General features: G+C 60.6%; 24 protein-coding genes. 13 read left to right on the forward strand and 11 right to left on the reverse strand.

Annotated elements, in window-relative coordinates; translation table 11 throughout:
• The 3 genes from GA0061102_RS14790 to ccmA all read right to left on the reverse strand — a co-directional run bounded on the left by GA0061102_RS14790 (position 1) and on the right by ccmA (position 2,510).
• On the reverse strand, positions 1–762 hold the full coding sequence (locus tag GA0061102_RS14790) for a heme ABC transporter permease (RefSeq protein ID WP_092849429.1): 762 nt from the start codon (positions 760–762) through the stop codon (positions 1–3).
• A gap of 79 nt (positions 763–841) precedes the next feature.
• Positions 842–1,501: a heme exporter protein CcmB gene (ccmB, locus tag GA0061102_RS14795; protein ID WP_092849431.1), complete on the reverse strand. Its 660-nt coding sequence runs from the start codon at positions 1,499–1,501 to the stop codon at positions 842–844.
• A 361-nt stretch (positions 1,502–1,862) separates the two neighbouring features.
• Complete coding sequence (gene ccmA, locus GA0061102_RS14800; protein ID WP_092849434.1) at positions 1,863–2,510, reverse strand: heme ABC exporter ATP-binding protein CcmA; 648 nt, start codon at positions 2,508–2,510, stop codon at positions 1,863–1,865.
• Positions 2,511–2,773: 263 nt separating this feature from the next.
• Here ccmA and acnA point away from each other — a divergent pair, with 263 nt between their 5' ends.
• The 3 genes from acnA (at position 2,774) to GA0061102_RS14815 (ending at position 7,223) form a co-directional block, all read left to right on the forward strand.
• On the forward strand, positions 2,774–5,464 hold the full coding sequence (acnA, locus tag GA0061102_RS14805; RefSeq protein WP_092849438.1) for an aconitate hydratase AcnA: 2,691 nt from the start codon (positions 2,774–2,776) through the stop codon (positions 5,462–5,464).
• A gap of 255 nt (positions 5,465–5,719) precedes the next feature.
• On the forward strand, positions 5,720–6,463 hold the full coding sequence (locus tag GA0061102_RS14810; RefSeq protein ID WP_092849441.1) for a DUF1223 domain-containing protein: 744 nt from the start codon (positions 5,720–5,722) through the stop codon (positions 6,461–6,463).
• Positions 6,464–6,821: 358 nt separating this feature from the next.
• Entirely contained in the window at positions 6,822–7,223 is a 402-nt protein-coding gene (locus GA0061102_RS14815) for a DUF2794 domain-containing protein (protein WP_092849444.1), read from the forward strand.
• 66 nt (positions 7,224–7,289) lie between these two features.
• Here GA0061102_RS14815 and GA0061102_RS14820 read toward each other — a convergent pair whose 3' ends face one another.
• From GA0061102_RS14820 to GA0061102_RS14835, 4 genes are all read right to left on the reverse strand, one after another.
• Positions 7,290–7,847, reverse strand: a complete 558-nt coding sequence (locus GA0061102_RS14820) for a GNAT family N-acetyltransferase (protein WP_092849447.1) — start codon at positions 7,845–7,847, stop codon at positions 7,290–7,292.
• A 118-nt stretch (positions 7,848–7,965) separates the two neighbouring features.
• The gene (locus GA0061102_RS14825) at positions 7,966–8,706 is read right to left on the reverse strand and encodes a Bax inhibitor-1/YccA family protein (RefSeq protein ID WP_092849450.1); all 741 of its coding nucleotides are present in this window, start codon (positions 8,704–8,706) and stop codon (positions 7,966–7,968) included.
• Between the two features lie 195 nt (positions 8,707–8,901).
• Positions 8,902–11,451, reverse strand: a complete 2,550-nt coding sequence (locus GA0061102_RS14830) for an ABC transporter permease (RefSeq protein WP_092849453.1) — start codon at positions 11,449–11,451, stop codon at positions 8,902–8,904.
• Positions 11,448–12,158: an ABC transporter ATP-binding protein gene (locus tag GA0061102_RS14835; protein WP_092849455.1), complete on the reverse strand. Its 711-nt coding sequence runs from the start codon at positions 12,156–12,158 to the stop codon at positions 11,448–11,450. Before GA0061102_RS14835 ends, GA0061102_RS14830 begins: the two co-directional genes overlap by 4 nt.
• An 81-nt stretch (positions 12,159–12,239) precedes the next feature.
• On the opposite strand from GA0061102_RS14835, the gene GA0061102_RS14840 reads away from it, so the two are divergent.
• Together GA0061102_RS14840 and thpR are read left to right on the forward strand one after the other, a co-directional pair.
• Positions 12,240–12,890, forward strand: a complete 651-nt coding sequence (locus tag GA0061102_RS14840; RefSeq protein ID WP_092849458.1) for an arylesterase — start codon at positions 12,240–12,242, stop codon at positions 12,888–12,890.
• 68 nt (positions 12,891–12,958) lie between these two features.
• The gene (gene thpR, locus GA0061102_RS14845) at positions 12,959–13,555 is read left to right on the forward strand and encodes an RNA 2',3'-cyclic phosphodiesterase (protein WP_092849461.1); all 597 of its coding nucleotides are present in this window, start codon (positions 12,959–12,961) and stop codon (positions 13,553–13,555) included.
• Here the strand turns inward: thpR and GA0061102_RS14850 are convergent.
• Positions 13,486–13,968 carry a low molecular weight protein-tyrosine-phosphatase gene (locus tag GA0061102_RS14850; protein ID WP_092849464.1) on the reverse strand — a complete coding sequence of 161 codons (483 nt, stop codon included), beginning with the start codon at positions 13,966–13,968 and terminating at the stop codon, positions 13,486–13,488. The genes thpR and GA0061102_RS14850 overlap by 70 nt on opposite strands.
• A gap of 35 nt (positions 13,969–14,003) precedes the next feature.
• Here GA0061102_RS14850 and GA0061102_RS14855 point away from each other — a divergent pair, with 35 nt between their 5' ends.
• The 5 genes from GA0061102_RS14855 to GA0061102_RS14875 all read left to right on the forward strand — a co-directional run bounded on the left by GA0061102_RS14855 (position 14,004) and on the right by GA0061102_RS14875 (position 17,612).
• A complete protein-coding gene (locus tag GA0061102_RS14855; protein ID WP_092849467.1) occupies positions 14,004–14,309 on the forward strand; it encodes a 4a-hydroxytetrahydrobiopterin dehydratase in 306 nt (101 codons plus the stop codon).
• A 66-nt stretch (positions 14,310–14,375) separates the two neighbouring features.
• Positions 14,376–14,765, forward strand: a complete 390-nt coding sequence (locus GA0061102_RS14860) for a YkvA family protein (RefSeq protein ID WP_092849469.1) — start codon at positions 14,376–14,378, stop codon at positions 14,763–14,765.
• 333 nt (positions 14,766–15,098) lie between these two features.
• Entirely contained in the window at positions 15,099–15,653 is a 555-nt protein-coding gene (locus tag GA0061102_RS14865) for an invasion associated locus B family protein (RefSeq protein WP_092849472.1), read from the forward strand.
• A gap of 289 nt (positions 15,654–15,942) precedes the next feature.
• Positions 15,943–17,178 carry a dual-specificity RNA methyltransferase RlmN gene (gene rlmN, locus GA0061102_RS14870; protein WP_092849572.1) on the forward strand — a complete coding sequence of 412 codons (1,236 nt, stop codon included), beginning with the start codon at positions 15,943–15,945 and terminating at the stop codon, positions 17,176–17,178.
• 5 nt (positions 17,179–17,183) lie between these two features.
• Positions 17,184–17,612: a hypothetical protein gene (locus GA0061102_RS14875; RefSeq protein WP_092849581.1), complete on the forward strand. Its 429-nt coding sequence runs from the start codon at positions 17,184–17,186 to the stop codon at positions 17,610–17,612.
• Here the strand turns inward: GA0061102_RS14875 and GA0061102_RS14880 are convergent.
• Both GA0061102_RS14880 and GA0061102_RS14885 read right to left on the reverse strand, forming a co-directional pair.
• Entirely contained in the window at positions 17,596–18,237 is a 642-nt protein-coding gene (locus GA0061102_RS14880) for a LysE family translocator (RefSeq protein ID WP_092849584.1), read from the reverse strand. The two genes, GA0061102_RS14875 and GA0061102_RS14880, sit on opposite strands and share 17 nt — an antisense overlap.
• A gap of 63 nt (positions 18,238–18,300) precedes the next feature.
• Positions 18,301–19,155, reverse strand: a complete 855-nt coding sequence (locus GA0061102_RS14885; RefSeq protein ID WP_092849587.1) for an SDR family NAD(P)-dependent oxidoreductase — start codon at positions 19,153–19,155, stop codon at positions 18,301–18,303.
• A gap of 180 nt (positions 19,156–19,335) precedes the next feature.
• Between GA0061102_RS14885 and GA0061102_RS14890 the strand changes: the two genes are divergently transcribed.
• Positions 19,336–20,559, forward strand: a complete 1,224-nt coding sequence (locus tag GA0061102_RS14890) for an argininosuccinate synthase (protein ID WP_092849592.1) — start codon at positions 19,336–19,338, stop codon at positions 20,557–20,559.
• A 79-nt stretch (positions 20,560–20,638) separates the two neighbouring features.
• Here the strand turns inward: GA0061102_RS14890 and GA0061102_RS14895 are convergent, their stop codons facing one another.
• Positions 20,639–21,121 (reverse strand): MarR family winged helix-turn-helix transcriptional regulator, encoded by a 483-nt coding sequence (locus tag GA0061102_RS14895; protein WP_092849601.1) that lies wholly within the window; start codon positions 21,119–21,121, stop codon positions 20,639–20,641.
• 161 nt (positions 21,122–21,282) lie between these two features.
• On the opposite strand from GA0061102_RS14895, the gene GA0061102_RS14900 reads away from it, so the two are divergent.
• Both GA0061102_RS14900 and GA0061102_RS14905 read left to right on the forward strand, forming a co-directional pair.
• A complete protein-coding gene (locus GA0061102_RS14900; RefSeq protein ID WP_092849604.1) occupies positions 21,283–21,924 on the forward strand; it encodes a LysE family translocator in 642 nt (213 codons plus the stop codon).
• Positions 21,925–22,023: 99 nt separating this feature from the next.
• Entirely contained in the window at positions 22,024–24,087 is a 2,064-nt protein-coding gene (locus GA0061102_RS14905; protein WP_092849611.1) for a M3 family metallopeptidase, read from the forward strand.
• Positions 24,088–24,230: the final 143 nt, after the last annotated feature.

A 24,230-nucleotide genomic window follows, 5' to 3' on the forward strand; every position in this document is an offset into this window, starting at 1 on the left:
TTACTCCTCCCGGGCTGCCATGCGTGCGGCGATGCGGCGCTGTGCGGCAATTCGGCGTCGCCAGATCTCGTTGCGGATCGCCATCAGGTGCAGCGTAAAGAACAGCAGCGTGAAGGCCAGCGCCATAATGAAGAGCGGCCGGAGGAATTCCGCGTCGATGGCAGGGCCATCCATGCGCATGATGCTTTCCGACTGATGCAGCGTGTTCCACCAGTCCACGGAGAACTTGATGATCGGAATATTGATGAAGCCGACCAGCGTCAGGATGGAGGCGACGCGGGCCGCTTTGGACGGATCGTCCATGGCGCGGTTCAGCGCGATCAGGCCGAGATACATAAGGAACAGGATGAAGACCGAGGTCAGGCGCGCATCCCAGACCCAATAGGTGCCCCACATCGGCTTGCCCCAAAGCGAGCCGGTGACCAGTGCGATCAGCGTGAAGGCGGCGCCGAGCGGAGCGGCGGTCTTGCCGGCGACATCGGCCAGCGGATGGCGCCAGACAAGCGTGCCGATCGCCGACATGCTCATGATCGTGTAGCACATCATCGAAAGCCAGGCGGCGGGCACATGAATATACATGATGCGGACGGTATCGCCCTGCTGGTAGTCGCCCTGGGTCGTAAACGATAGATAAAGGCCGATCGCGAAAAGCACAGCCGAGATAACAGCCAGCCAGGGAATGAGACGCGACGAAAACGCCAAGAACCGCGTGGGGTTGGCGAGGTCGGAAAATCGGCTGATCGCAGGGCTGATATCGCTCATGCGGCTTGTTTAACCCGATATGGCTTTTCCGGCAATCGACCGCATTGTCTCAGATCGACGAAACAGTATCTCATCGCGATCAATCAGTCGTGTTTCGCAAGGCGAGGGCGGCGGTAGCCGGGCCGAGGACGGCGAAGAACAAGGTGAGCGCGATCAGGATCAGGAACGGCGGCAGGAAGGGCTGCGGCCCGGCGACGGCGGCATAGGTGGCGCTGACGCCGAAGATCAGCACCGGGATGGTCAGCGGCAGCACCAGAATGGAGACGAGCAGGCCGCCGCGCGGCAGCGCTACGGCCACGGCCGCGCCGACTGCGCCGATGAAAGTGATCGCCGGCGAACCGACGAGCAGGGTGAGCGCCGTCGCGCCGATCGCGGTCTCGTTCATATTCATAAAGAGGCCGAGAAGCGGTGAGGCGATGACGAGGGGCAGGCCGGTCGCCACCCAATGTGCCGCACATTTGATGAAGACCGTCAGCACCAATGGCGTTTCTTGCATGACCAGCAGATCGAGCGAGCCATCGTCACGCTCGGCTTGAAATAGCCGGTCGAGGCCGAGGAGGCTCGCAAGCAGCGCGCCGATCCAGACGATGGCCGGGCCGATGCGCGAGAGAAGCTTGAGGTCGGGACCGACGCCGAAGGGAATGATGGCGACGACGGTGAGGAAGAAGAGGATACCGATCAACGCCCCGCCGCCGGCGCGGACCGAGAGTTTCAGGTCGCGGAGGAAGAGGGCGGTCATAGGTGATGACTTTCAAACTGCGGGGAGAGATTGCCTTTCGCTTGGCTCAGGGCGCGAGAAGCCTTTGCTTCTCGCCACCCCCCTCTGCCCCTTCGGGGCATCTCCCCCACAAGGGGGGAGATCGGTAACTTGTCGCTCACTAGAGACCAAGTAACGGCTTCCGGCATTTGCAGATCATATCGAAGTCGCTTGAGGCAGGGTGCCGCCACCCACGATCTCCCCCCTTGCGGGGGAGATGTCACGATAGTGACAGAGGGGGGTAACTCATCGCCTAGCGATGAGCTTTTTCGGAGGGACATGTCATGAAGGCGTGCAGCGCGAGGGGGGTATCGCAGGCTCGGCAAACTCCGCATTGTCGGCCTCATCCCCAAACCCCTTCGCTCACCCCGGCAAACCCTGTCATCCGCATTTCCTGCACATTCTCCAACCCCAACGGCTGGTGTGTTGCAGCAAGGACAATGCCGCCACTCTTCTGATGCGCCGTGATCAGTTGTGCGAAGAGTTGGTCTGCCGAGCTGTCCAGCGCTGCCGTCGGTTCGTCGAGGATCCAGATCGGGCGGTAGGCGACGAGAAGTTTCGCGAAAGCGATTCGCCGCTGCTGGCCGGCGGAAAGGTAGCCGAAGGGCAGATGGATGATGCCGGCGAGCCCGACGGCGTCAGCGGCTTCATCGACATCCAAGCCGAAGCCGCCCGCCATGTCGCCGAAGAAGGTTTTCCAGAAGGTCAGATTTTCTGTCACGGTCAGCTCGGATTTCATCGCGTTGCGATGGCCGAGATAATGGCTGGCTTCGCCTGGCGGACGGTTCGATTCGTCGTCCTTACCCCTCAATGTGACGCGGCCTTTTTCCTGTCTGAGAAGGCCTGCTATGACGCGCAGAAGTGTTGACTTTCCCGACCCGTTGCGACCGGTCAAAACGAGGGCGTCACCATCCCGCAAGTCAAAGGAAACATTCGAGAAAATCAGGTCTTCGCCCCGCCTTGCCGCCAGATTTTCAGCGCATAGATGCATTCGCTTAGGCTTTCCCCGTTTTCGTTGCCGCAGTGCGCAAAAAATTGTCCAATTTTGCGCTTTCTCACTCTGGCAAGTCTTTACGAAATTATCTATAAGACCTGCAACCACGCCAGCGGTCGGCGTGAATTTCATCCTTGCGCCGAACTTAAGGTTTTCTGCCTTACGTGCGGACAGCGGAAATGGCCGCACCCGCATCCTGATGTGCATAAAGTGCATAGGCGTTCGCACGACTGTGTTGGCTATCAGAAACGGGGTATCTCGTGTCTAAATCTCTTGACAGTTTTAATTGTCGTTCCACGCTGACCGTGGGCGGGAAAGATTATGTCTATTTCAGCCTGCCGAAGGCTGAAGCGAATGGTCTGCCCGGCGTTTCCAAGCTGCCTTATTCCATGAAGGTGCTTCTGGAAAACCTGCTGCGTTTTGAAGACGGGCAGTCGGTGACCAAGGAACACATCCTCGCCGTCGCCGAATGGCTGACCAACAAGGGTACCGTCGAGAACGAAATCGCCTATCGCCCGGCGCGCGTGCTGATGCAGGACTTCACCGGCGTTCCGGCCGTGGTTGACCTTGCTGCCATGCGCGACGCGATGGTGTCCCTCGGCGGCGATCCGGAAAAGATCAACCCGCTCGTTCCCGTCGACCTCGTCATCGACCATTCCGTCATCGTCGACGAATTCGGTACGCCGCAGGCTTTTGCCCGCAACGTCGAGCTGGAGTACCAGCGCAACGGCGAGCGTTACCGCTTCCTGAAGTGGGGCCAGCAGGCGTTCAAGAACTTCCGCGTCGTTCCCCCCGGCACCGGCATCTGTCATCAGGTGAATCTCGAATATCTCGGCCAGACCGTCTGGACGAAGGAAGAGGACGGCGAAACGATCGCCTATCCAGACACCTGCGTCGGCACCGATTCGCACACGACCATGATCAACGGTCTCGGCGTTCTCGGCTGGGGCGTGGGAGGTATCGAAGCTGAAGCTGCAATGCTCGGCCAGCCGGTTTCCATGCTGCTGCCGGAAGTCATCGGCTTCAAGCTGACCGGCAAGCTCAAGGAAGGCGTCACCGCGACCGACCTTGTGCTGACCGTCGTGCAGATGCTGCGCAAGAAAGGCGTCGTCTCGAAGTTCGTCGAATTCTTCGGCCCTGGCCTCGACGCGCTGCCGCTCGCTGACCGTGCCACCATCGGCAACATGGGTCCGGAATACGGCGCGACCTGCGGCTTCTTCCCGGTCGACAAGGAAACGCTGAACTATCTCAACATGTCCGGCCGCGCGAAGGATCGTATCGCGCTCGTCGAAGCCTATTCCAGGGCACAGGGCATGTGGCGTGACAATGACGGTTCCGACCTCGTCTTCACCGATACGCTCGAACTCGACCTTGGCGACGTAGTACCGGCCATGGCAGGCCCGAAGCGTCCGGAAGGCCGTATTCCTCTGGAAAACATCGCCTCCGGTTTCGCCACCTCGCTGGAAACCGAATACAAGAAGCCGGGCCAGCTTTCCAACCGCTATGCGGTCGAAGGCACGGACTTCGATCTCGGCCATGGCGACGTTGCAATCGCCGCCATCACGTCCTGCACCAACACCTCGAACCCCTCGGTGCTGATCGCCGCCGGCCTGCTGGCCCGCAACGCTGTTGCCAAGGGACTGAAGAGCAAGCCTTGGGTCAAGACGTCTCTGGCTCCCGGATCGCAGGTCGTCGGCGAATACCTCGCCAAGTCCGGTCTGCAGGCCGATCTCGATAAGCTCGGCTTCAATCTGGTCGGCTTCGGCTGCACCACCTGCATCGGCAATTCCGGCCCGCTGCCGGCGCCGATCTCGAAGACGATCAACGACAAGGGCCTGATCGTATCAGGCGTTCTTTCGGGCAACCGCAACTTCGAAGGCCGTATTTCTCCTGACGTCCAGGCAAACTACCTGGCCTCGCCGCCGCTCGTCGTCGCCTATGCGTTGGCCGGCTCGGTGCAGATGGACCTGACCAAGGAGCCGATCGGCGAAGACCAGAACGGCAAGCCGGTCTATCTGAAGGATATCTGGCCGACCTCGCACGAGATCCAGGAATTCATCCTGAAATACGTCACCCGCGAGCTCTACGAATCCAAGTACGCCGACGTCTTCAAGGGCGATGCCAACTGGCAGGCTGTGCAGGTTCCTCCGGGCCAGACCTATGCCTGGGACGACAACTCGACCTACGTGCAGAACCCGCCTTACTTCGTGGGCATGGGCAAGACCGGCGCCGGTATTTCCGACATCAAGGGCGCCCGCGTTCTCGGCCTCTTCGGCGACAAGATCACCACCGACCACATTTCCCCGGCCGGTTCGATCAAGGCTGCCTCGCCGGCCGGCTCCTACCTCATCGGCCATGGTGTCGGCGTTGCCGACTTCAACCAGTACGGCACGCGCCGCGGCAATCATGAAGTCATGATGCGCGGCACCTTCGCCAACATCCGCATCCGCAATCACATGCTCGGCCCGAACGGCAAGGAAGGTGGCTACACCATCCACTATCCGTCCAAGGAAGAGACGTCGATCTACGATGCGGCCATGCAGTACAAGGCCGAGGGCGTTCCGCTCGTCATCTTCGCAGGCGTCGAATACGGCAACGGCTCGTCGCGTGACTGGGCTGCCAAGGGCACGAACCTGCTCGGCGTGCGCGCCGTGATCGCCCAGTCCTTCGAGCGTATCCACCGCTCGAACCTTGTGGGAATGGGCGTCATCCCCTTCGTTTTCGAGGAAGGCACCACCTGGGCGAGCCTCGGCCTGAAGGGCGACGAACTCGTCTCGATCGAAGGCCTGGAACACATCAAGCCGCGCGAGCGCAAGATCGCCAAGATCACTTATGGCGATGGCACGGTTAAGGATGTTCCGATCATCTGCCGTATCGATACGCTGGATGAGGTCGTCTACGTCAATAATGGTGGCATCCTGCAGACCGTTCTGCGCGATCTCGCTGCCTAACGGACGTCTGAGCTAATTTTGTGCGCCGCCGGGGGAAAGTCTCCCGGCGGCCTCTTCTTTTTCACGGTGATGTGTACTGCGCGCCCGGTACCGGACCTTGGCCTCACCCCATCGTGACTTTGCGTCATCGCACTAAACTATTATCTCTTGTTTCAGATTTTTCCGGCTTGATGTGGATATGATCATCCAAGGCGTGAGCGTTTGGAGTCTGTGGGGCAGGCGGCTCTTAGGATTTGATGCAAAGGTAAGATAGAAATGTGCCTTCGATTTTCGGTTCCACTTCTGGCAGGCATCGCGCTCGCAAGTTCGCTGCATGCGCAGGAGGCTGCGAAGATCAAGGGCGTGGTCGAGCTTTTCACCGCGCAGGGCTGCGCCTCCTGTCCGCCGGCCGATGCGGCTTTCCGCAAGCTGATTCGCCAGGGCGATGTCGTCGCACTTGCCTATCATGTCGACTATTGGAACTATCTCGGCTGGAACGACACTATGGCGACCAAGGAAAATACGGCGCGCCAATATGCCTATGCCCGCACATTCGGCCGCAGCGGGGTCTATACGCCGCAGGCCATCGTCAACGGCCGGGTTCACATGAATGGCTCGGACCTCAACGCGATCAACGTCAAGCTCGATTCCTTCCAGCACGATGGCGAAGGACTGACGGTTCAGGTAAATGCCGCCATGAAGGATGACGAGCTTTCGATCAAGATCGGCGCCGGTCAGGGCAAGGCCAATGTGGTCGTCGTCTATTTCGACAAGGAGCAGATGGTGGCTCCGAAGGGCGGCGAAAACAACGGCCAGCAGATCGCCTACATGCATGCGGTTTCCGATGTCGAAACCGTCGGGATGTGGGATGGCAAGGCGATGAATATCGTGTTGCCTGCCAATGTGTTAAGCAAGGCCGGGCGGCGGGGGCTTGCAGTCCTTCTGCAGTCGTCGTCGACATCAGGCGATCCTGCCGCGATCATCGGCGCGACGGTTCTGACGGTCGGTTCTGACGGCTGAGCGGCTTGTCCAGCTGGCCGGAAAGCTCACTGTTTCAATTAATGCTGAAAAGATTCCTTATTTTGGCGTAAGCCAAAAATATCTCTATTTTGGCTAACGCCAAAAAGAGAGGGTGCCCGGCGAGGACGCATTCGGGGCTGGGGTTTAGTCGATGCGCCCCGGCCGGGCCGTTTGGCGCGGCGGCGCCAAACGGCCCCCTATACTTCCTGTAAATTGGGCGTCGTTTTGACTGAAATGCGGCGCTGCCGAGATGCTTTCAGGCATGGGAAAAAAATTGTGAGCCGTCAGCCGTCTTGCAATTTGGTGTGGCTGAGGCAAACTGTCATTCTCCTGTCATGAGATAACCCCTGGGGGATTGATGACTGATCAGCCGGATTTGCGACACGGCGAAAGCCGTTCCGTCGATACGAATTCTTCCGTTGTCGTCGATCTCAGGGAGTACAAGCAGAGCAAGGACCCGCTACCGGTCACTTTCCATCGCCGCGAACTGGATGCGATTCTCTGGATCTACGGCCGCATGGTGGGCGAGGGCGAGTGGCGCGACTACGCCATCGACCATCTCAAGGACAAGGCGGTTTTCTCCGTCTTCAAGCGCTCCGGCGAGATGCCGCTCTTTCGCATCGAAAAGAACCCGAAACTTTCAGTCAAGCAGGGCGCCTTCTCCGTCATCAATACCAACGGGATGACCTTGAAGCGCGGACATGACCTGCAGCAAGTGCTGAAGGTCTTCGACAAGCAGCTGAAGCTGGTGGAGAAGTAGTTCTCTTCATTGATGGTGGGGGATGAGGATAGAGGGGGGTATCAGAGGCTCAACACGAGCGCAGATCTACCTCTCAAACAACGTCCCCGGATAGACCGACGGATCCGGATCGGTTTCAGCGCCCTCGCCCAGCGCCTTCTGCATCAGCATGGTATCCAGCCATCGGCCATGCTTGTAGCCGGTGCCTTTCAGCAGGCCGGCTTCGGTAAAGCCTGCGGCGCGGTGTACGGCGACGGAGGCCGGATGGGCGCCGCCGATAACGGCGATCATCTGGCGAAAGCCGAGCGTCTCGCAGCTTTCGACCAAGGCATCGAGCAGCAGCCTGCCGACGCCGCGCCCCCGTGCCTCCGGCGCAAGATAGATCGAATCCTCCACCATCCAGCGATAGGCCGGCCGCGTGCGAAATGCCGAGGCATAGGCATAGCCGAGAAACGTTCCGTCCCGGTCCTCGGCGACGATATAGGGATAGGCTTTTTCCTGGATCGCCTGGAAGCGGCCAGCCATCTCCTCCTCGTTCGGAGGCGTGATCTCGTAGCTTGCCGTGCCGTTCAGCACGGAATCGCGGTAGATGGCGGTGATGTGGGGAAGGTCGTTTAGAGTAGCGCTGCGAAGGCTGACGGACATTGTTTTCATTGCCTGATATGCGGTTTGCGAACGTCGCTATCAAATAGCAGGGTTGGCCACCAGGCAAACGAAAAAGGCGGCCGAAGCCGCCTTCCGATATCTCGTTCAAACCGTGCTGTTAACGGCGATCGCCGAGGAATTGCAGCAGGAACATGAACATGTTGATGAAGTCCAGGTAGAGCGACAGGGCGCCCATGATCGCCTTGCGGCCGGCTACAGTCACGTCGTCAGCATCAAAGTACATTTCCTTGATCCGCTGCGTATCGTAGGCGGTGAGGCCTGCGAAGATCAGGACGCCGATCACGGAGATCGCGAACTGCACGGCGGACGAAGCCAGGAAGATGTTGACCAGCGACGCGATGATCAAACCGAAGAGACCCATCATCATAAACGAGCCCATCGCGGAGAGATCACGCTTCGTGACGTAGCCGTAAAGCGACAGCGCGCCGAACGAAGCGGCGGTCACGAAGAAGGTCTGCACGACGCTCTGGCCGGTGTAGATGATGAAGACCGACGACAGCGACAGCCCCACCAGCGCAGCGTAGACCCAGAAGGTCGTCGTCGCGGCAGCCACGCTCATGCGGTTGATCCTGAAGCTCAGGAAGAAGACCATTGCGAGCGGAGCGAAGATGACCACCCACTTCAGCGGGCTCAGATAGATCGCCTGGCCGAAGGCCGTCAGATGTCCGTTAGCGAAAGCGAGCGAGAAGGAGAGATAGGCGGCAACACCCGTGATCGCCAGACCCAGCGCCATCAGGTTATAGACCTTGAGCATGTAGGCTCGAAGGCCCTCGTCTATTATCGCACCGGATTGCGCGCCGCTCTGCGCCCGGTTTTGGTAGTTGCGAAAGTCAGCCATGTTTTCCTCTTTTAAGCTCCGATGTGAATACGGTGTCGGGCCGTTCAGGCCCAGGCGCCGCTGCGGAGCTCCAGCATGCCTGCAGAGAATATGAGGCTTTCGAGCCTTGTACACAAGGGTCCAGCGGGCGGACCCATGTTAAATCGATGTAATATCGGGTCGTTTTCGCGGCGTTCGGTTAATGCGCCTAAGGGCTCACAGCTCGCGCAGAACGGGAGCCGCCTTCTGGCCGAGAATGCGCCAGGTGCCGATGAGGCCTATCCCGACCGTCAGTACCAGGGCGATGATGAGGGTGGAGATGGCGACGTCGGGCAGGAAGGCCGATGGCAGGTGCATGATGCGGCTGACGATGTACCAGGCGGAGGCGGAGCCGGCGATCAGCGCGAAGACGGCGGTTGCCGCCCCCAGGATCAGATATTCGTAGCTGAAGGCGCGAATCAACGTCGCCCGCGTCGCGCCGAGCGTCTTGAGGATGACGGCATCATGCGTGCGGGCTCGATTGCCGGCCGCCAATGCCCCCGCCAGCACCAGCACCGAGGCGATGAGCGCGACCGAGGCTGCCGCGCGGATAGCGGCGGCGAGCTGTCCCACAAGCGTGTTGACGACATCGAGCGCATCCTTGACGCGGACGCTGGTGATGGTCGGGTAGGCATTGCTGACCTTCCGCAGGATCGCGGCCTCCTGCTCCGAGGAGGCGGAAGCATCCGTCAGGGTCGCGAGCCAGGCATGCGGCGCGCCCTTGAAGGTATTGGGCGAGAAAATCATTACGAAATTGATCGACAGCGATTGCCATTGCACCTTGCGGAAGCTGGCGATCTTGGCGGTGACGTTGCGGCCAAGCACATTGACGGTGACCTTGTCGCCGAGCTTCAGACCGAGCGCCTTGCCTTCCTCATCCGAAAAGGACACCAGCGGCTCGCCGCTATAATCCTTGTCCCACCATTGGCCTTCGGTGAGCGCGGCATTCTCGGGCAGGGTTTCGGCATAGGTGATGCCGCGGTCGCCGCGCAGGACCCATTGTCCGGCGGCAGGCACCTTCATCTTGGTGACATCCTCGCCGTTGAAGGCGACGATACGGCCCCGCAGCATCGGCGCTTCGACGAGCTTGCCCTTCGGGTCTTCGGCAAGCACGATCTTGCGGAAGCCTTCCAGCTCCGGTCCCTGAATGTCGACGAAGAAGAAGTTTGGTGCCTGCTCGCTCATGCGCCCCATCAGTTCGCGGCGCATATTGCCGTCGATCAGCGTCAGGGTGACCAGCAGCGCGAGACCGAGGCCAAGCGACAGCACGACGGACGAGGTGAGCGCACCCGGCCGGTGGATATTGCCGATCGCCAGCCTTAGCGCCGGCGAGCGTACCCGCGGGCTGCGGCGGGCCAGCCAGGAGAGCAAAGCGGCAACGGCGCGCAGCACGACGAAAGCTCCGGCGATCGAGACGACGAAGACGATGGCGATGAAGCGATCATAAGCGGTGACGATCGCCAGAGCCGCAAGTGCCATCATCAGCAAGCCGGCGGCAAGCAGATAGGGCCAGCCGGGCAGGCGGCGTGCTTCGAAGCCCTGTTCCCGGAACAATGCCGTCGCCGGCACCTCGCGGGCATGGCCGAGCGGCGGAATGGCAAAGGCAAGCGTCGTCAGCAGGCCGAAGAGCGCAGCCAGTGTCAGCGCGCCGGGATAGAGCCGCGGCGCGGTCGAAATCGGCAGGAATTCGGCCATGAATTGTGAAGCGATGATCGGCGCAATGGCGCCGAGACCAAGGCCGATCACAATGCCTGCCAGCGCGATGACGGCGATCTGAATGAGATAGATCAGCACCACGACGAAGGCTGGCGCGCCCAGGCATTTGAAGGTGGCGATGGTGGTGCGTTTCGAATCGAGGAAGGCCCGCACAGCATTGGCGACGCCGACGCCGCCGACGATGAGTGCCGCAAGGCCGACGAGCGTCAGGAACTGCGAGAAGCGGGTAACGTTGTCGGCGAGTTCGGGGGCGGCACGCGCGCTGGTGCGGATCGACCAACCCGCCTGCGGGAAAGCTGCATTGGCCCGATCACCGATGTTGCGCAGGCCGATTGCGGGATCATCCATGCGGAGCCGATAGGCCTGTTCGACGAGGCTGCCTGTTGCAATCAGGCCCGAGGCGGAGAGTGCATCGCGGCTGGTAAACAGGCGGGGCGCAAAACCGAAGCCTTCGGAGACGGCATCCGGCTCGCTCTGTATGGTGCCGGTGATGCGCAGCTTCGTATTGCCCAGCAGCAACTCGCCGCCGACCTTGAGGTTGAGGCGTTCGAGCAGCAGCGGCGCGACAACGGCGCCAAAGCTGCCATCCTTGGCGGCCAGCAGAGTCGACAGCGGCTGATTGGGCTCGGCTTCGAAGGCGCCGTAGAGCGGGTAGGCGCCATCGACCGCCTTGACCTCGACCAGCGCCTGGTCGGAGCCGTCGGGCAGGCGGGCCATGGAGCGCAGGCTCGTCGAGCGGGAGAGTTTGCCGAGGCCCTGGAGATAGGCCAGCTCCTCGGGAGTGGCCTCGCGATTGCGCAACACGAAACGGGCGTCGCTGGCAAGCAGCGACTGGCCCTGTGTCGAGATGGCGTCGGTGATCGAGCGGGAAACGGAATTGACGGCGGCGATCGCGCCGGTGCCGAGCGCAATACAGGCGAGAAAGATGTAGAAGCCGCCAAGGCCGCCGCGCAGCTCGCGCAGGGCAAGGCGGAAGGCGAGCGTCAGGCGCGTTCGCACCGCGCCTGTCATGCTATTGCCGCCTGATTGACGCGCGTCCGGGCACTGTCGTTCTCGATCTCGCCGGAGCGAACGCGGATCTGCCGCGAGCAACGGGCGGCAAGCGCCGGATCATGGGTCACGAGCAGCATGGTGGTGCCACGCTCGGCCTGCTGGGTAAAGAGCAGGTCGGCGATCTGCCGTCCAGTATCCGTATCCAGATTGCCGGTGGGCTCGTCGGCGATCAGCACCGCCGGGGAGGGCGCCAGCGCGCGGGCGATCGCCACGCGCTGCTGTTCGCCGCCGGAAAGCTGGCCGGGATAATGATTGAGCCTCTCGCCCAGCCCCACTGCTTCCAGCTCCCGTCGGGCGATATCGAAGGCGTCACGCACATTGGCGAGTTCCAGCGGCACTGCGACATTCTCGAGCGCCGTCATATTGGCGATTAGATGGAAGGATTGAAAGACGATACCGATATTGCGGCCGCGGAAATCGGCGATGCGATCCTCGCTCAGGTTATGCAGCGGCGTGTCGCGGATCAGAAGCTCGCCGCTGTCGAGCTTTTCGAGGCCGGCCAAGACCATCAGCAGGGTGGACTTGCCGGAGCCGGACGGGCCGACGATGCCGACGGCCTCACCCTCGATGACGGTGAGGTCGATGCTCTTCAGCACATGGACTGAGGCGGCAGCGTTGCCGAGGGTCAAATCCGCCTTCTTCAGCTCGATGATGGTTTTTGCCAATGCGAACGCCCTATATATCAGAGAACATTAGAGACAATGGCGGGCGCGATGAGCCCGAACAGCGAATTTAGGGAATGGATCATGGGTTTTAAAGTTGCTGCGCTTCAATTCGCTGTCATCACTTTCGGTCTTTTGTTTGGCGCGGCGGGTGCTGCGAATGCGCGGGCGATCCAGCTGGTCGGCCTCGGCGACAGCCTGATGGCGGGCTATCAACTCCCTCCCGGCGACGGCTTTCCTGCCAAGCTGGAAGCGGCGTTGAAGGCCAAGGGGCTGGATGCCGCCGTCGCCGATGCCGGCGTTTCCGGGGATACGACCTCCGGCGGGCTCTCGCGCATAGACTGGTCGGTGCCCGACGGCACCGACGGCGTGATCCTGGAACTGGGCGCCAACGACGCGCTTCGCGGTATTCCGCCGGAGCAGACGGAAAAGAACCTCGAGACGATGATCGAGCGGTTGAAGGGCAGAAAGATCCCGATCTTCTTTGTCGGCATGCTGGCGCCACCGAACATGGGTTCGGACTATGCCGAGAAGTTCAACCCGATCTACAAGCGCCTGGCCGACAAATACCAGCTTGCGCTCTATCCGTTCTTCCTCGATGGCGTCGCCACGCATGCGGATTTGCAACTCTCGGACGGCATGCATCCGAACCCCAAGGGGGTCGATGTGGTGGTCGAGCGCATCTTACCGGCCGTTATAAGTTTTGTAGGGATGATTGACGCAGGTGCGAAATAGGTGCTTGCACCGACTGCAAATGCGTGATTCCCTACTTATACCTGCAAGAGATTCGGGGAGTGCTCGTGATGCCGAGACTTTTTACCGCCCTCGAAATTCCGCGCAACGCGGCGATGAGCCTGTCATTGTTGCGCGGTGGTCTCCCGGGAGCCAGGTGGATCGACGTTGAAAACTATCACATCACTTTGCGCTTCATCGGCGATGTCGATGGCCGCACGGCGGATGAGATCGTCGACCGGCTGGACCGGATAGATCGCCCTGAGTTCCAGCTTCGGCTGGAGGGCATCGGTTCCTTCGGCTCCAAGAAACCGCATTCGGTTTGGGCCGGAGTCTCGCAGACGCCGGAAATGCACGCGCTGCAAGGCGAGATTGAGCGCATCTGCCAGCGCATCGGTCTGCAGCCCGATCCCCGCAAGTTCACGCCGCATGTCACGCTCGCCAGGCTGAAATCCTCGCGGGTCGACGATGTCGTGCACTATCTCTCCGGCCGCGGCAACTTCTATACGTCACCGTTTACGGTGGGGCGTTTCGTGCTTCTGTCCTCGCGCGAATCGGTCGGCGGCGGTCCCTATCTCACCGAAGAGATATTCCCGCTTCACGAAGCCCGCAGCGCCTTCCCGGCCTTGGGCAAAAGCGCGATGCAGCCAGCCAAGAGCATGGTGTAGACAGCCTCGAAATCCTCGCGGTCGCCATAATAGGGGTCGGGAATGTCCCTGTTGCTGCCGAGCGCAAGGGCATTGAAGAGGTGCAGCCTGCCGAGAGCATCGGCAGGCGCGGCCTTGCGCAAGTTCTTCAAATTGTCTTGATCCATCGCCAGGATCAGATCGAACCGGCCGAAATCGGCTGGTTCGATGCGGCGGGCTCGCTGGCCTGAAATGTCGATTTCATGTCCGGCCGCGGCGGCGATCGAGCGGCGATCCGGCTGCTCGCCCTGATGCCAGCCGCCGGTGCCGGCCGAATCGATTTCAAACTCTGAAGTGCGACCGGCCTGCGCAACCAGGTGCCTGAAGATGCCTTCGGCAAGGGGCGACCGGCAGATATTGCCGGCGCAGACGAAAAGAACCCTGTGACGATCCATGCTATCGTTCAACCGCTAGAGAGGAGTGACGTGTCATGAAATACGAGAAGCTGGACCGCGCGGCAATCGATCAAAACCTGTCGGAACTCGGCGGTTGGGCACTCGCGTCCGACGGACTTTCGATTTCGAAGACTTTCAAGTTCCGCAATTTCGTCGAGGCCTTCGGCTTCATGACGGAAGCAGCACTTGCCGCCGAAAAATTCAACCATCACCCGGAGTGGTTCAATGTCTATTCCCGCGTCGAGGTGAAGCTGACGACGCACGACGCCGGCGGCCTGACCGATTACGACGTCAAGCTGGCAAAAGCGATGGAAAAGGCGGCCGCGCGCCGGCTCGATTGAATCGCGTCAGGCGATCACCATATGTTTACACGGTCCGGGCGACGGGCGCGAATAGAGGTGAACGGAATGGATGACATCAAGTACGGGGAAATCCTGATGCCTGGTGATGAAGAGACCCAAAAAGAGCAGGAGAAATCGGTGCGCCGGAAATTCTGGCCGACTTTACGGAAAGCGGCTCGTCATATTCCGTTTTCGCGCGATGTCGTAGCCGCTTTCTATTGTGCGCTCGATCCGCAAACGCCGACCCGCGTTCGCGGCATCCTGCTGGCGGCGCTCGGCTATTTCGTCATGCCTGTCGACATCATCCCCGATTTCTTTGCCGTCATCGGCTATACGGACGACATCGCCGTGCTGACGCTCGCCTTCAGCATGATCAGGGGCCATATCCGCCAGGAACATTACGATGCTGCCGATCGGGCTTTGGAGAGCGAACCCGAGGCCATGAAGACGGCCTGATGCCCGCTTTATGGGGCTGGTCCGAATCCTCTCGGGTTTCCAGAGCTTTATGAGGCTCCCCTGATTTTAGCGAGGTCAAATTCTTGCCTGAATCTTTCTGTCTTAAATCGAATCCGTAGGGTGGTATTTCACCATCCGGGTTTTCCAACTCCTTCTGACGCGTTTCAAGCTCCGTTCGATACCTTGATTGAAATGGAACGGAGCCAAGAGTGGTCAGCGCTCCGTTGACGGTTTGGTAACCTGAATAAAGTCAAAATAGGGCAGCTCACGAGCATAGGCGTGCGTTAATCGAATCGCCATGAGCTCTGGACCGCAAGAAATCGGCAGGAAACCATGTTTGTAAAAAGCTTCGCAATCGCCCTCTCGCTCGTTCTGGCCGGAACCGGCATCGCGTCCGCGCAGACCAAAAAGCAGAAGCAGCCGCAGGCACCTGTAGCGGCGGCGCCGGCCTCTCCTTCGCGCATCCAGCAGTTTGACGCCTGGGGCGCCTACTCCTACCAGTCCGCCGGTGGCAAGGTCTGCTACGTTCTCTCGGTGCCGACGGCCAAGGCGCCGCCATCGGGTATCGACCATGGCGAGAACTTCTTCATCGTGTCCCAGCGTCCGGGCCAGAACATTTCCTATGAACCGCAGGCGATGATGGGCTATCCGCTCAAGGAGAGCTCCAAGGTCAACGTCGTCATCGACAACAAGACCTTCGTGATGTTCACCAAGGACAAGGCCGCCTGGGTTGAGAATGCCGCGCAGGAGCCTGCGCTGGTTGCCGCCCTGAAGTCCGGTCACTCGCTGAAGGTTACGGCGACTTCGAAGAAGGGTACGGCGACGTCCTATACCTATTCGCTGAAGGGCGTCAGCGCTGCGCTGAAGCAGATCGAGAACTGCAAGTAAGATCGAGGGGCCGAGGGATCACGCTAATGTGATCCTCCCGTTGCCGCGACCGCAATGAACAAGGCCGGTCAAGACGACCGGCCTTTTGCTTTTGAAGGCCCAGCCTTTGCTTTTGAGGGAAAGGGATGACGCGGGCGGAAATTAATGCTAAAGGCCGCGCCAACAGCAGGTGTCCGGCAGACCGTGTGTCCCGCCACCGCGCGAATCTTCAGATTTCCGTGCCTTGCCCGCATCCGCAGCTTTCGTCAGCTTTTGCGGCATTGCCGATGTGAACCGTTGGAATGATCCTATGTCTGCCACCGATGTCATGACCCCCTCCAAGCTCAAGCCGATGCCCGTATCGCAGCCGGTCGAGCTTTCGCCGAAACCGTCGCTGATCGGCCTGACGCGCGAGGAAATGGGTGCCGCTCTCAAGGAAAAGGGCGTCGCCGACAAGCAGATCAAGATGCGCGTCAGCCAGCTCTGGAACTGGATCTATGTGCGCGGCGTCTCCGATTTCGATGCCATGGTGAATGTCTCAAAAGACATGCGAGAGATGCTGAAGACGCATTTCACTATCGCTCGTCCTGAGATCGTCGAGGAGCAGGTCTCCAATGACGGCACCCGCAAGTGGCTGCTCCGCTTCCCGCCGCGCGGCGCCGGCCGCCCGGTCGAGATCGAGGCCGTCTATATTCCGGAAGAGGGCCGCGGCACGCTTTGCATTTCCAGCCAGGTCGGCTGCTCGCTGACCTGTTCCTTCTGTCATACCGGCACGCAGCGGCTGGTGCGCAACCTGACGGCGGAAGAGATCCTGTCGCAGCTGCTGCTGGCGCGCGACCGGCTTGGCGATTTTCCGGATCGTGAAGCGCCGCAGGGCACGATCATGCCGGCGGAAGGCCGCAAGGTCAGCAACATCGTCATGATGGGCATGGGCGAGCCGCTTTATAATTTCGACAGCGTCAAGACGGCGCTGTTGATTGCCTCCGACGGCGACGGCCTGTCCCTCTCGAAGCGGCGCATCACGCTTTCGACCTCTGGCGTCGTACCGGAAATCTACCGCACCGGCGACGAGATCGGCGTCATGCTGGCGATCTCGCTGCATGCCGTGCGCGACGATCTGCGTGACATGCTGGTGCCGATCAACAAGAAATATCCGCTGAAGGAGCTGATGGACGCCTGCCGCGCCTATCCGGGCCTGTCGAATGCGCGTCGCATCACCTTCGAATATGTGATGCTGAAGGGCGTCAACGACAGCCTCGAGGACGCGAAGGGGCTGATCCAGCTCTTGAAGGGCGTTCCGGCCAAGATCAACCTGATCCCCTTCAACCGCTGGCCCGGCACGAACTATCAGTGTTCGGACTGGGAGCAGATCGAGAAGTTCGCCGATTTCATCAATTCGGCCGGTTATGCCTCGCCGATCCGTACGCCGCGCGGGCGTGACATTCTCGCCGCCTGCGGCCAGTTGAAGTCGGAGTCGGAACGCATGCGCAAGACGGAGAGATTGGCTTTCGAAGCAATGATGATCGCCAATCACGGCGAGGATTGAGCTCTATGCTCGTCGGACTGCGCAAGCCGATACGCCTCTTATGGGGCTATGTCGCTGCTTGCGCTATGATGGGCTTCGTGCTTGCCTGCGTTGCCGCATGGACGATGCCGGATACGGCGGCGCCCGAGCTTTTCGCACTGACGATCGCGCTGACCAAGCTCGCCATGATCGTCAGCATCCTGCCATCCATCGTGATCATCCTGATCCTGGAATGGCTCGGTATGCGCCGCTGGTACGGTTACGCGATCTACGGCGCCGTCCTGTCGGCCGTCGCCTCCATTTTGATTTCAGGCAGCGTGGAGCGGCCGCAGACCCTCAATCTAATCACTATCGTAGTCTGCTTCGCCTTCCTGGGTGCCGTCAGTGCCACCGTCTACTGGTGGATCGCCGGTCGGTTTGCCGGGCGTCGCGCTGTTCTCAGCGAGCCTGAGTGAAGAAGATCTTCACCGCGAAGATCGAGAAAACGCTGGCAAAGGTGTAATCCAGGCCGCGCATCACGCCGCGGTTTCTCTGCAGCCAGGACGACAGGCCATCGGCGGCAAGAACGACAAGCATGTTCACCGGCATGCCGATCACGATAAAGAAGAAGCCGAGGAAGAGCAGCTTATGCGTGACGGCCGGATCGCCCGCCGTGACGAACTGCGGCAGGAAGGTCATGAAGAAGATGATGACCTTCGGGTTCAGCAGATTGACCCAGAAGCCGTTGGAGATGTTGGCGAGTGGCGTTCCGCCGACCGCATCGACCTTCTTGACCGACAGGCTGGAGCCGAAGCGGATCGCCTGGATCGCCAGACACAGCAGATAGGCAGCGCCACCGGTCTTCAGGACGGTAAAGGCAATGGGCGAGGCCGTAATCAGCGCGGAAATGCCAAAGGCCACAAGGCAGGTGTGAACGACAACGCCGAGCGTGGTGCCGAGCACGACGAAAAGCGCCGCCTTTTTGCCCTGCGCCAGCGCGCGGCTGATCGACAGCGTCATGTCGGGGCCAGGCGTCATCGCCAGCAGCAGGCTTGCTGCGGAAAAGGCAAGAAGGGTCGGCAGGCTAGGTATGAAGTCCACGGGGCTGCTCCGAAAACCGGATAGGGGATGCGTGTTTCTATCCGGCTTTGGAGGGATTGCAAATCAATCCTTCTTTTCGAGGAATGCCTTGAATTGATCAGCATAGTCGGGGTGCCAGCGCGACAGCGGCGGGCGGTTCTCGACGATATCGCCGGCTGCCCACAACATGCGGCGTTCATCGACAGGTCGGGCGACGTCGTTGTCCGGGCAGAGAATGTAGAAATCGCCGCGCTTAAGGCTTTCCACCATGAAATCGACCGTCTGCTCCGGCGTCCAGGCGCCGGCGGGTTTTTCCTTGCGTTCGCCCTTAGTCAGGCCGGTGAAGACGAAGCCGGGGATCAGCAGGTGCGCGGATATCTTTGCGCCTTCCGTATTGCGCAGCTCGTGCTGCAGCGCTTCGGTGAACACCTTCACGCCGGCCTTCGAGACATTGTAGGCGGGATTGCCGGGAGGCGTGGTGATGCCCTGCTTCGAGCCGGTGTTGATGATCAGGCCCGGTTCGCCATGCGCGAGCATGCCCGGTCCAAAGACGCGGGTGCCGTTGATGACGCCGAGCAGATTGACACCGAGGATGGCGTCCCAGCCGGCCTGGGCGCTGAAGATCGAGGTTTCCGGGCCGATGCCCGCATTGTTCATCAGCACATGCACGCGGCCGAAACGCTGCAGGACCGTGCGCTCCAACGCTTCCAGCGCTTCCCTGCTCGCAACGTCGGTCTCGATGGCCAGGACGTGCTCTTCCCCCGTGATCGCCTTGAGTTCGGCGGCCGCTTGTGCCAGCCGATCGCCGCCGAGGTCGGCAATGGCGACGCTCATGCCGAGCGAGGCGAAATATTTCGCTGCGGCAAAGCCGATGCCGGATGCGCCGCCGGTGACGACGGCAACATTGGATTTCTTGAAAATGTCTTGAATATCGGTCAAAGGCGTGCCCTCCAGGCAATGCTTGCTCGCCGCCGAATATGGAGCTTTCCGAAGGCGTGTCAAACCCGCCGGAGGCGGCGATGCAGCGCTTCCCCTTGCGCCTCACGATAATCTCGCTAAAAGTTCCGCGATACAGGTTTGCGGGCCTCTCCCCTGGCTCGCCTTGAAACGGAACTCACCATGGCATCACATAAAGACGTGAAGAAAGTCGTTCTCGCCTATTCCGGCGGCCTCGACACCTCGATTATCCTGAAGTGGCTCCAGACGGAGCTGGGCGCCGAAGTCGTGACCTTCACCGCCGATCTCGGTCAGGGCGAAGAGCTGGAGCCGGCGCGCAAGAAGGCCGAACTGCTCGGCATCAAGGAAATCTACATCGAGGACGTGCGCGAAGAATTCGTGCGCGATTTCGTCTTCCCGATGTTCCGCGCCAATGCCGTCTATGAAGGCGTCTACCTGCTCGGCACGTCGATCGCCCGTCCGCTGATCTCCAAGCACCTCATCGAGATTGCCAAGAAGACCGGCGCCGATGCCATCGCGCATGGCGCCACCGGCAAGGGCAACGACCAGGTCCGCTTCGAGCTTTCGGCCTACGCGCTGAACCCGGACATCAAGATCATCGCTCCCTGGCGCGACTGGTCGTTCAAGAGCCGTACCGACCTGCTCGAATTCGCCGAGAAGCACCAGATTCCAGTTGCCAAGGACAAGAAGGGCGAAGCGCCGTTCTCCGTCGACGCCAATCTGCTGCACTCCTCCTCTGAAGGCAAGGTTCTGGAAGATCCCGCCCAGGAAGCCCCGGAATATGTGCACATGCGCACCATTTCCCCGGAAGCTGCGCCCGACAAGGCAACGATCATCAAGGTCGGCTTCGAAAAGGGTGATGCCGTTTCGATCAACGGTCAGCGCCTGAGCCCGGCAACGCTGCTTGCGAAGCTGAACGAATACGGACGCGACAACGGTATCGGCCGCCTCGACCTTGTCGAGAACCGTTTCGTCGGCATGAAGTCGCGTGGCGTCTACGAGACCCCCGGCGGCACGATCCTGCTCGCAGCGCACCGCGCCATCGAATCCATCACGCTCGACCGCGGTGCCGCGCACCTCAAGGACGAGCTGATGCCGCGCTATGCCGAGCTGATCTATTACGGCTTCTGGTTCTCGCCGGAGCGCGAAATGCTGCAGGCGCTGATCGACAAGAGCCAGGAGCATGTCGAAGGCGAAGTGACGCTGAAGCTCTACAAGGGCAATGTCATGACCATCGGCCGCGAGAGCCCGAAGTCGCTCTATTCCGACAAGCTGGTCACCTTCGAGGACGACCAGGGCGCCTACGACCAGAAGGACGCAGCCGGCTTCATCAAGCTCAACGCACTGCGCCTGCGCACGCTCGCCAAGCGCAACCTGTCGAAGTAACTGATATCCAGATGCAGAAAAGCCCGCTTCCGGTCGTCGGAAGCGGGCTTTTCTTTTGTAGAAGGCGCTGCTGCTGGAATTAGTCCACCGGCCTCAATTCGCGTTCGACCTCTGCAGGCGCTTCGGCCTTCTGAAGATTGCTGCGAAAGGCGCAGAGCGCGTCGTGCAACTGAATTTGCAGATCCTTGCCGAAGCCCTGCGTCGCATTTCGCTCGACTTCGCAGACTTCTCTGTCGATCTGCGTCAGCTTGGCTTCCGCCGATTCCGAAAGCACGATCCGCTTGGCACGGCGGTCGAGCGGATCCGGTTGACGTTCGATCAGACCTCGTGCTTGCAACTTGTCCAAAAAGGCGCTGACTGTCATCGGCTCCAACCCCATCCTGGAGGCGATGTCAAGCTGGCGACTTCCGTTGATGGCGGCAACCTGCATCAGAGTTCTCGCTTCGCCCGCCGTCAGGCCGAGCCCTGCGACAAGAATGCGTCGCTCAAAGGCCGTTCTGATCAAGCGGGCGCAGTCGCTCACAAGAAAAGCGAGCGAATCCGTATTAATCCTGCTGTTCATAAGCGTTTCCCTACCTACGCTTTTCAGTTTTAGGCCCCACCCACGTTCTTATTGGTTTAGACCTATGAACACAACGCCTTCTTGGGCCATAAATGAGCGGCGGCTTGACCGGATTCAGGATATTGCTACTCTCGCGCGATCAGCAGTAGGGACCCCCAATCATGACGCAATCGCTTGTTGTCGGCGCTTTTCTGGCGGCGCTGTTCTATGTGCTGATTCCCGGCCCTGCCTTCCTGGCGCTGCTCGGCATCGGCGCCGGGCAGGGGCGCAAGGCGGGTGCGTTTTTCGTCAGCGGCCACCTTCTGGGCGATCTCGTCTGGTCGACGCTTGCCCTGGTCGCCATCGTCGGCGCCAAAACCATCGGAACCTTCGTTTTCGATCTCCTTGGATTGCTGTGTGGCTTCTATCTTGCCTGGATCGGCTGGAGCGCAGTAACAGCCAAGCCGAAGGGCGATGGCAAGTCGCTCGTCACCGTCGACCGCCCTTTCCGCCGCGGCCTGATCTTCGGCGTGACCAATCCCAAGGGATACCCTGTCGCGTTGGCAACGTTTACCGCCTTGGTGGCGGGCTCCGCCAGTGCGCTCACTTTCAGCGCCTTGCCGCTGCTGCTCATCGTTTCTTTCATTGGTTTCATAACTGCCGATCTCATCCTGATCAGCATCATCGGAGCGAGTGCCGTGCGGCGCTTCTACCGCGCCCATGAGCGGCTGATCGTGCGTTGCTCGGGCGTGCTCTTCATGGGTTTTGCGGTGCAGGCTCTTTGGCACGCCACTCCGGGCCTGCTCGGCTGGCGCAGGGCTTGATCGCTCCTCTTTGAATTTGTTCGGCTTGCGCCATACCAATTCGGCGGGGGTCGTCTTATATCGTGCTTCGATCAGATGTCTGTCGAAAGGATGCCCTGAATGTCTTCACTTGCCGCCGTCAATCCCGCTCTTATCGAATGGACCGGACATCAGGGGCTGCCGCGTTTCGATGCGGTGAAGGATACGGATTTTGCCGCGGCCTTCGATGCGGCGCTCGCGGCGCATGAAGCAGAGATCGATGCCATCGCCGGTGACAGCGCGGCGCCGACCTTCGCCAATACCGTGATCGCGCTCGAACTCGCGGGCGACGAGCTGTCGCGCATTTCGGCGCTCTTCTGGAACAAGGCCGGCGCTCATACCAACGAGACCATCCAGGCGCTGGAGCGCGAGATCGCGCCGAAGATGGCGCGGCACTATTCGAAGATCGGCACGAATGCGGCGCTCTTTGCGCGCATCGACACCCTTTGGGACGGCCGTGACAAACTTGCCTTGACGCTGGAAGAGACCCGCGTGCTGGAGCGGCACTGGAAGGGCTTCGTCAAGGCAGGCGCCAAGCTGCCGAAAGCTGAGCAGGAGCGGCTTTCCGCGATCAACGAGACGCTCGCCGGCCTCGGTGCGCAATTTGGTCAGAACGTGCTTGCCGATGAAAAGAGCTGGGCACTTCTGCTGTCGGAGGAAGCGGATCTCGCCGGTCTCCCAGACTATTTGCGCGATGCGATGGCGGCAGCTGCGCGTGAACGCGGCGAAGAGGGCAAATATGCCGTTACGCTGTCGCGCTCGATCATCGAGCCGTTCCTGACATCATCAGAGCGCCGTGATCTGCGCGAGCAGGCCTTCAACGCCTGGGTTGCGCGCGGTGCCAATGGCGGCAAGACCGACAATCGCGAGATTATCCGCGAGACGCTGGCGCTGCGGGCGGAGAAGGCCAAGCTGCTCGGCTATGCCAACTTCGCGGAGCTGAAGCTCGACAACACCATGGCGAAGACGCCGACGGCGGTGAACGATCTGCTGGTGGCCGTATGGTCCAAGGCGGCGGCTCGTGCCGGTGAGGAAGAAAGGGATATTGCCGCCCTGATCGCCGAAGAGGGTCGCAATCACGAGGTCATGCCCTGGGACTGGCGGCACTATGCCGAGAAGATCCGCACACGGAAATTCGATTTCTCCGAAACTGAGCTGAAGCCCTATCTGCAGCTCGAGAAGATCATCGTCGCCTGCTTCGACGTCGCCGGCCGGCTGTTCGGCATCAAGGCCGTCGAGCAGAAGGGCATTCCCGCCTATCATCCCGACGTGCGCGTCTTCGAGATCCGCGATCGCTCAGGCAAGCTCGTCGCTTTGTTCCTCGGCGATTACTTTGCCCGCGGCTCCAAGCGCTCCGGCGCCTGGATGAGTTCGTTCCAGTCGCAGCATAAGCTGCCGCTGAAGAACGGTCATGTCGGCGAGCTGCCGATCATCTACAATGTCTGCAATTTCGCCAAGCCGGCCGAAGGCAAGCCAGCGCTGCTGTCGCTCGATGATGCGCGTACGCTATTCCATGAATTCGGCCATGCGCTGCACGGCATGCTTTCCAACGTTACCTATCCTTCGGTTTCCGGAACCGGCGTTTCCCGCGACTTCGTCGAACTGCCGTCGCAGCTCTATGAACATTGGCTGACGGTGCCCGCCATCCTCAAGGAATATGCCGTCCACTATGAGACCGGCGCGCCGATCCCGCAGGCGCTGCTCGACAAGGTTCTGGCGGCCCGCACCTTCAATGCCGGCTTCAATACCGTCGAGTTCACCTCTTCGGCTCTGGTCGACATGGCCTTCCATACCCGCGGCGCGGTCGAGGATCCGATGGCGGTGCAAGGGCAGGTGCTTTCGGAGATCGGTATGCCGAAGTCGATCGTCATGCGCCATGCGACGCCGCACTTCCAGCATGTGTTTTCCGGCGACGGCTATTCGGCGGGCTATTATTCCTACATGTGGTCGGAAGTGCTTGACGCTGATGCCTTCGCCGCCTTCGAGGATACCGGCGATGCCTTCAATCCGGATATGGCCGAAAAGCTGAAGGCCAATATCTATTCCGTCGGCGGCTCGATCGACCCGGAAGAAACCTACAAGGCCTTCCGCGGCAAGCTGCCGAGCCCGGATGCGATGCTGAAGAAGAAGGGGCTGGCGGCCTGATCTTCGCCCCTGGAGTTTGGGGTTTCGGCATTGCCTTGCGTCATGTAAAGAGGCTTGCGAACGAGCTTTCGCGCCTCCCCCCTTTCGCATTCGCGAAAAAAAGGGTATGAGCGCGCCAAATGCAATTGGCGTGTTTACTACAC

It is taken from the genome of Martinezella miluonensis (assembly GCF_900094545.1).
Taxonomy (GTDB): domain Bacteria; phylum Pseudomonadota; class Alphaproteobacteria; order Rhizobiales; family Rhizobiaceae; genus Rhizobium; species Rhizobium miluonense.

Bases quoted from the DNA above. Each gene is read 5' to 3' on its own strand.
- GA0061102_RS14790 (WP_092849429.1), bottom strand. From the start codon at position 762: ATGAGCGATATCAGCCCTGCGATCAGCCGATTTTCCGACCTCGCCAAC.
- ccmB (WP_092849431.1), bottom strand. From the start codon at position 1,501: ATGACCGCCCTCTTCCTCCGCGACCTGAAACTCTCGGTCCGCGCCGGC.
- ccmA (WP_092849434.1), bottom strand. From the start codon at position 2,510: ATGCATCTATGCGCTGAAAATCTGGCGGCAAGGCGGGGCGAAGACCTG.
- GA0061102_RS14810 (WP_092849441.1), top strand. From the start codon at position 5,720: ATGTGCCTTCGATTTTCGGTTCCACTTCTGGCAGGCATCGCGCTCGCA.
- GA0061102_RS14815 (WP_092849444.1), top strand. From the start codon at position 6,822: ATGACTGATCAGCCGGATTTGCGACACGGCGAAAGCCGTTCCGTCGAT.
- GA0061102_RS14820 (WP_092849447.1), bottom strand. From the start codon at position 7,847: ATGTCCGTCAGCCTTCGCAGCGCTACTCTAAACGACCTTCCCCACATC.
- GA0061102_RS14825 (WP_092849450.1), bottom strand. From the start codon at position 8,706: ATGGCTGACTTTCGCAACTACCAAAACCGGGCGCAGAGCGGCGCGCAA.
- GA0061102_RS14830 (WP_092849453.1), bottom strand. From the start codon at position 11,451: ATGACAGGCGCGGTGCGAACGCGCCTGACGCTCGCCTTCCGCCTTGCC.
- GA0061102_RS14840 (WP_092849458.1), top strand. From the start codon at position 12,240: ATGGGTTTTAAAGTTGCTGCGCTTCAATTCGCTGTCATCACTTTCGGT.
- thpR (WP_092849461.1), top strand. From the start codon at position 12,959: ATGCCGAGACTTTTTACCGCCCTCGAAATTCCGCGCAACGCGGCGATG.
- GA0061102_RS14850 (WP_092849464.1), bottom strand. From the start codon at position 13,968: ATGGATCGTCACAGGGTTCTTTTCGTCTGCGCCGGCAATATCTGCCGG.
- GA0061102_RS14855 (WP_092849467.1), top strand. From the start codon at position 14,004: ATGAAATACGAGAAGCTGGACCGCGCGGCAATCGATCAAAACCTGTCG.
- GA0061102_RS14860 (WP_092849469.1), top strand. From the start codon at position 14,376: ATGGATGACATCAAGTACGGGGAAATCCTGATGCCTGGTGATGAAGAG.
- GA0061102_RS14865 (WP_092849472.1), top strand. From the start codon at position 15,099: ATGTTTGTAAAAAGCTTCGCAATCGCCCTCTCGCTCGTTCTGGCCGGA.
- rlmN (WP_092849572.1), top strand. From the start codon at position 15,943: ATGTCTGCCACCGATGTCATGACCCCCTCCAAGCTCAAGCCGATGCCC.
- GA0061102_RS14875 (WP_092849581.1), top strand. From the start codon at position 17,184: ATGCTCGTCGGACTGCGCAAGCCGATACGCCTCTTATGGGGCTATGTC.
- GA0061102_RS14890 (WP_092849592.1), top strand. From the start codon at position 19,336: ATGGCATCACATAAAGACGTGAAGAAAGTCGTTCTCGCCTATTCCGGC.
- GA0061102_RS14895 (WP_092849601.1), bottom strand. From the start codon at position 21,121: ATGAACAGCAGGATTAATACGGATTCGCTCGCTTTTCTTGTGAGCGAC.
- GA0061102_RS14900 (WP_092849604.1), top strand. From the start codon at position 21,283: ATGACGCAATCGCTTGTTGTCGGCGCTTTTCTGGCGGCGCTGTTCTAT.
- GA0061102_RS14905 (WP_092849611.1), top strand. From the start codon at position 22,024: ATGTCTTCACTTGCCGCCGTCAATCCCGCTCTTATCGAATGGACCGGA.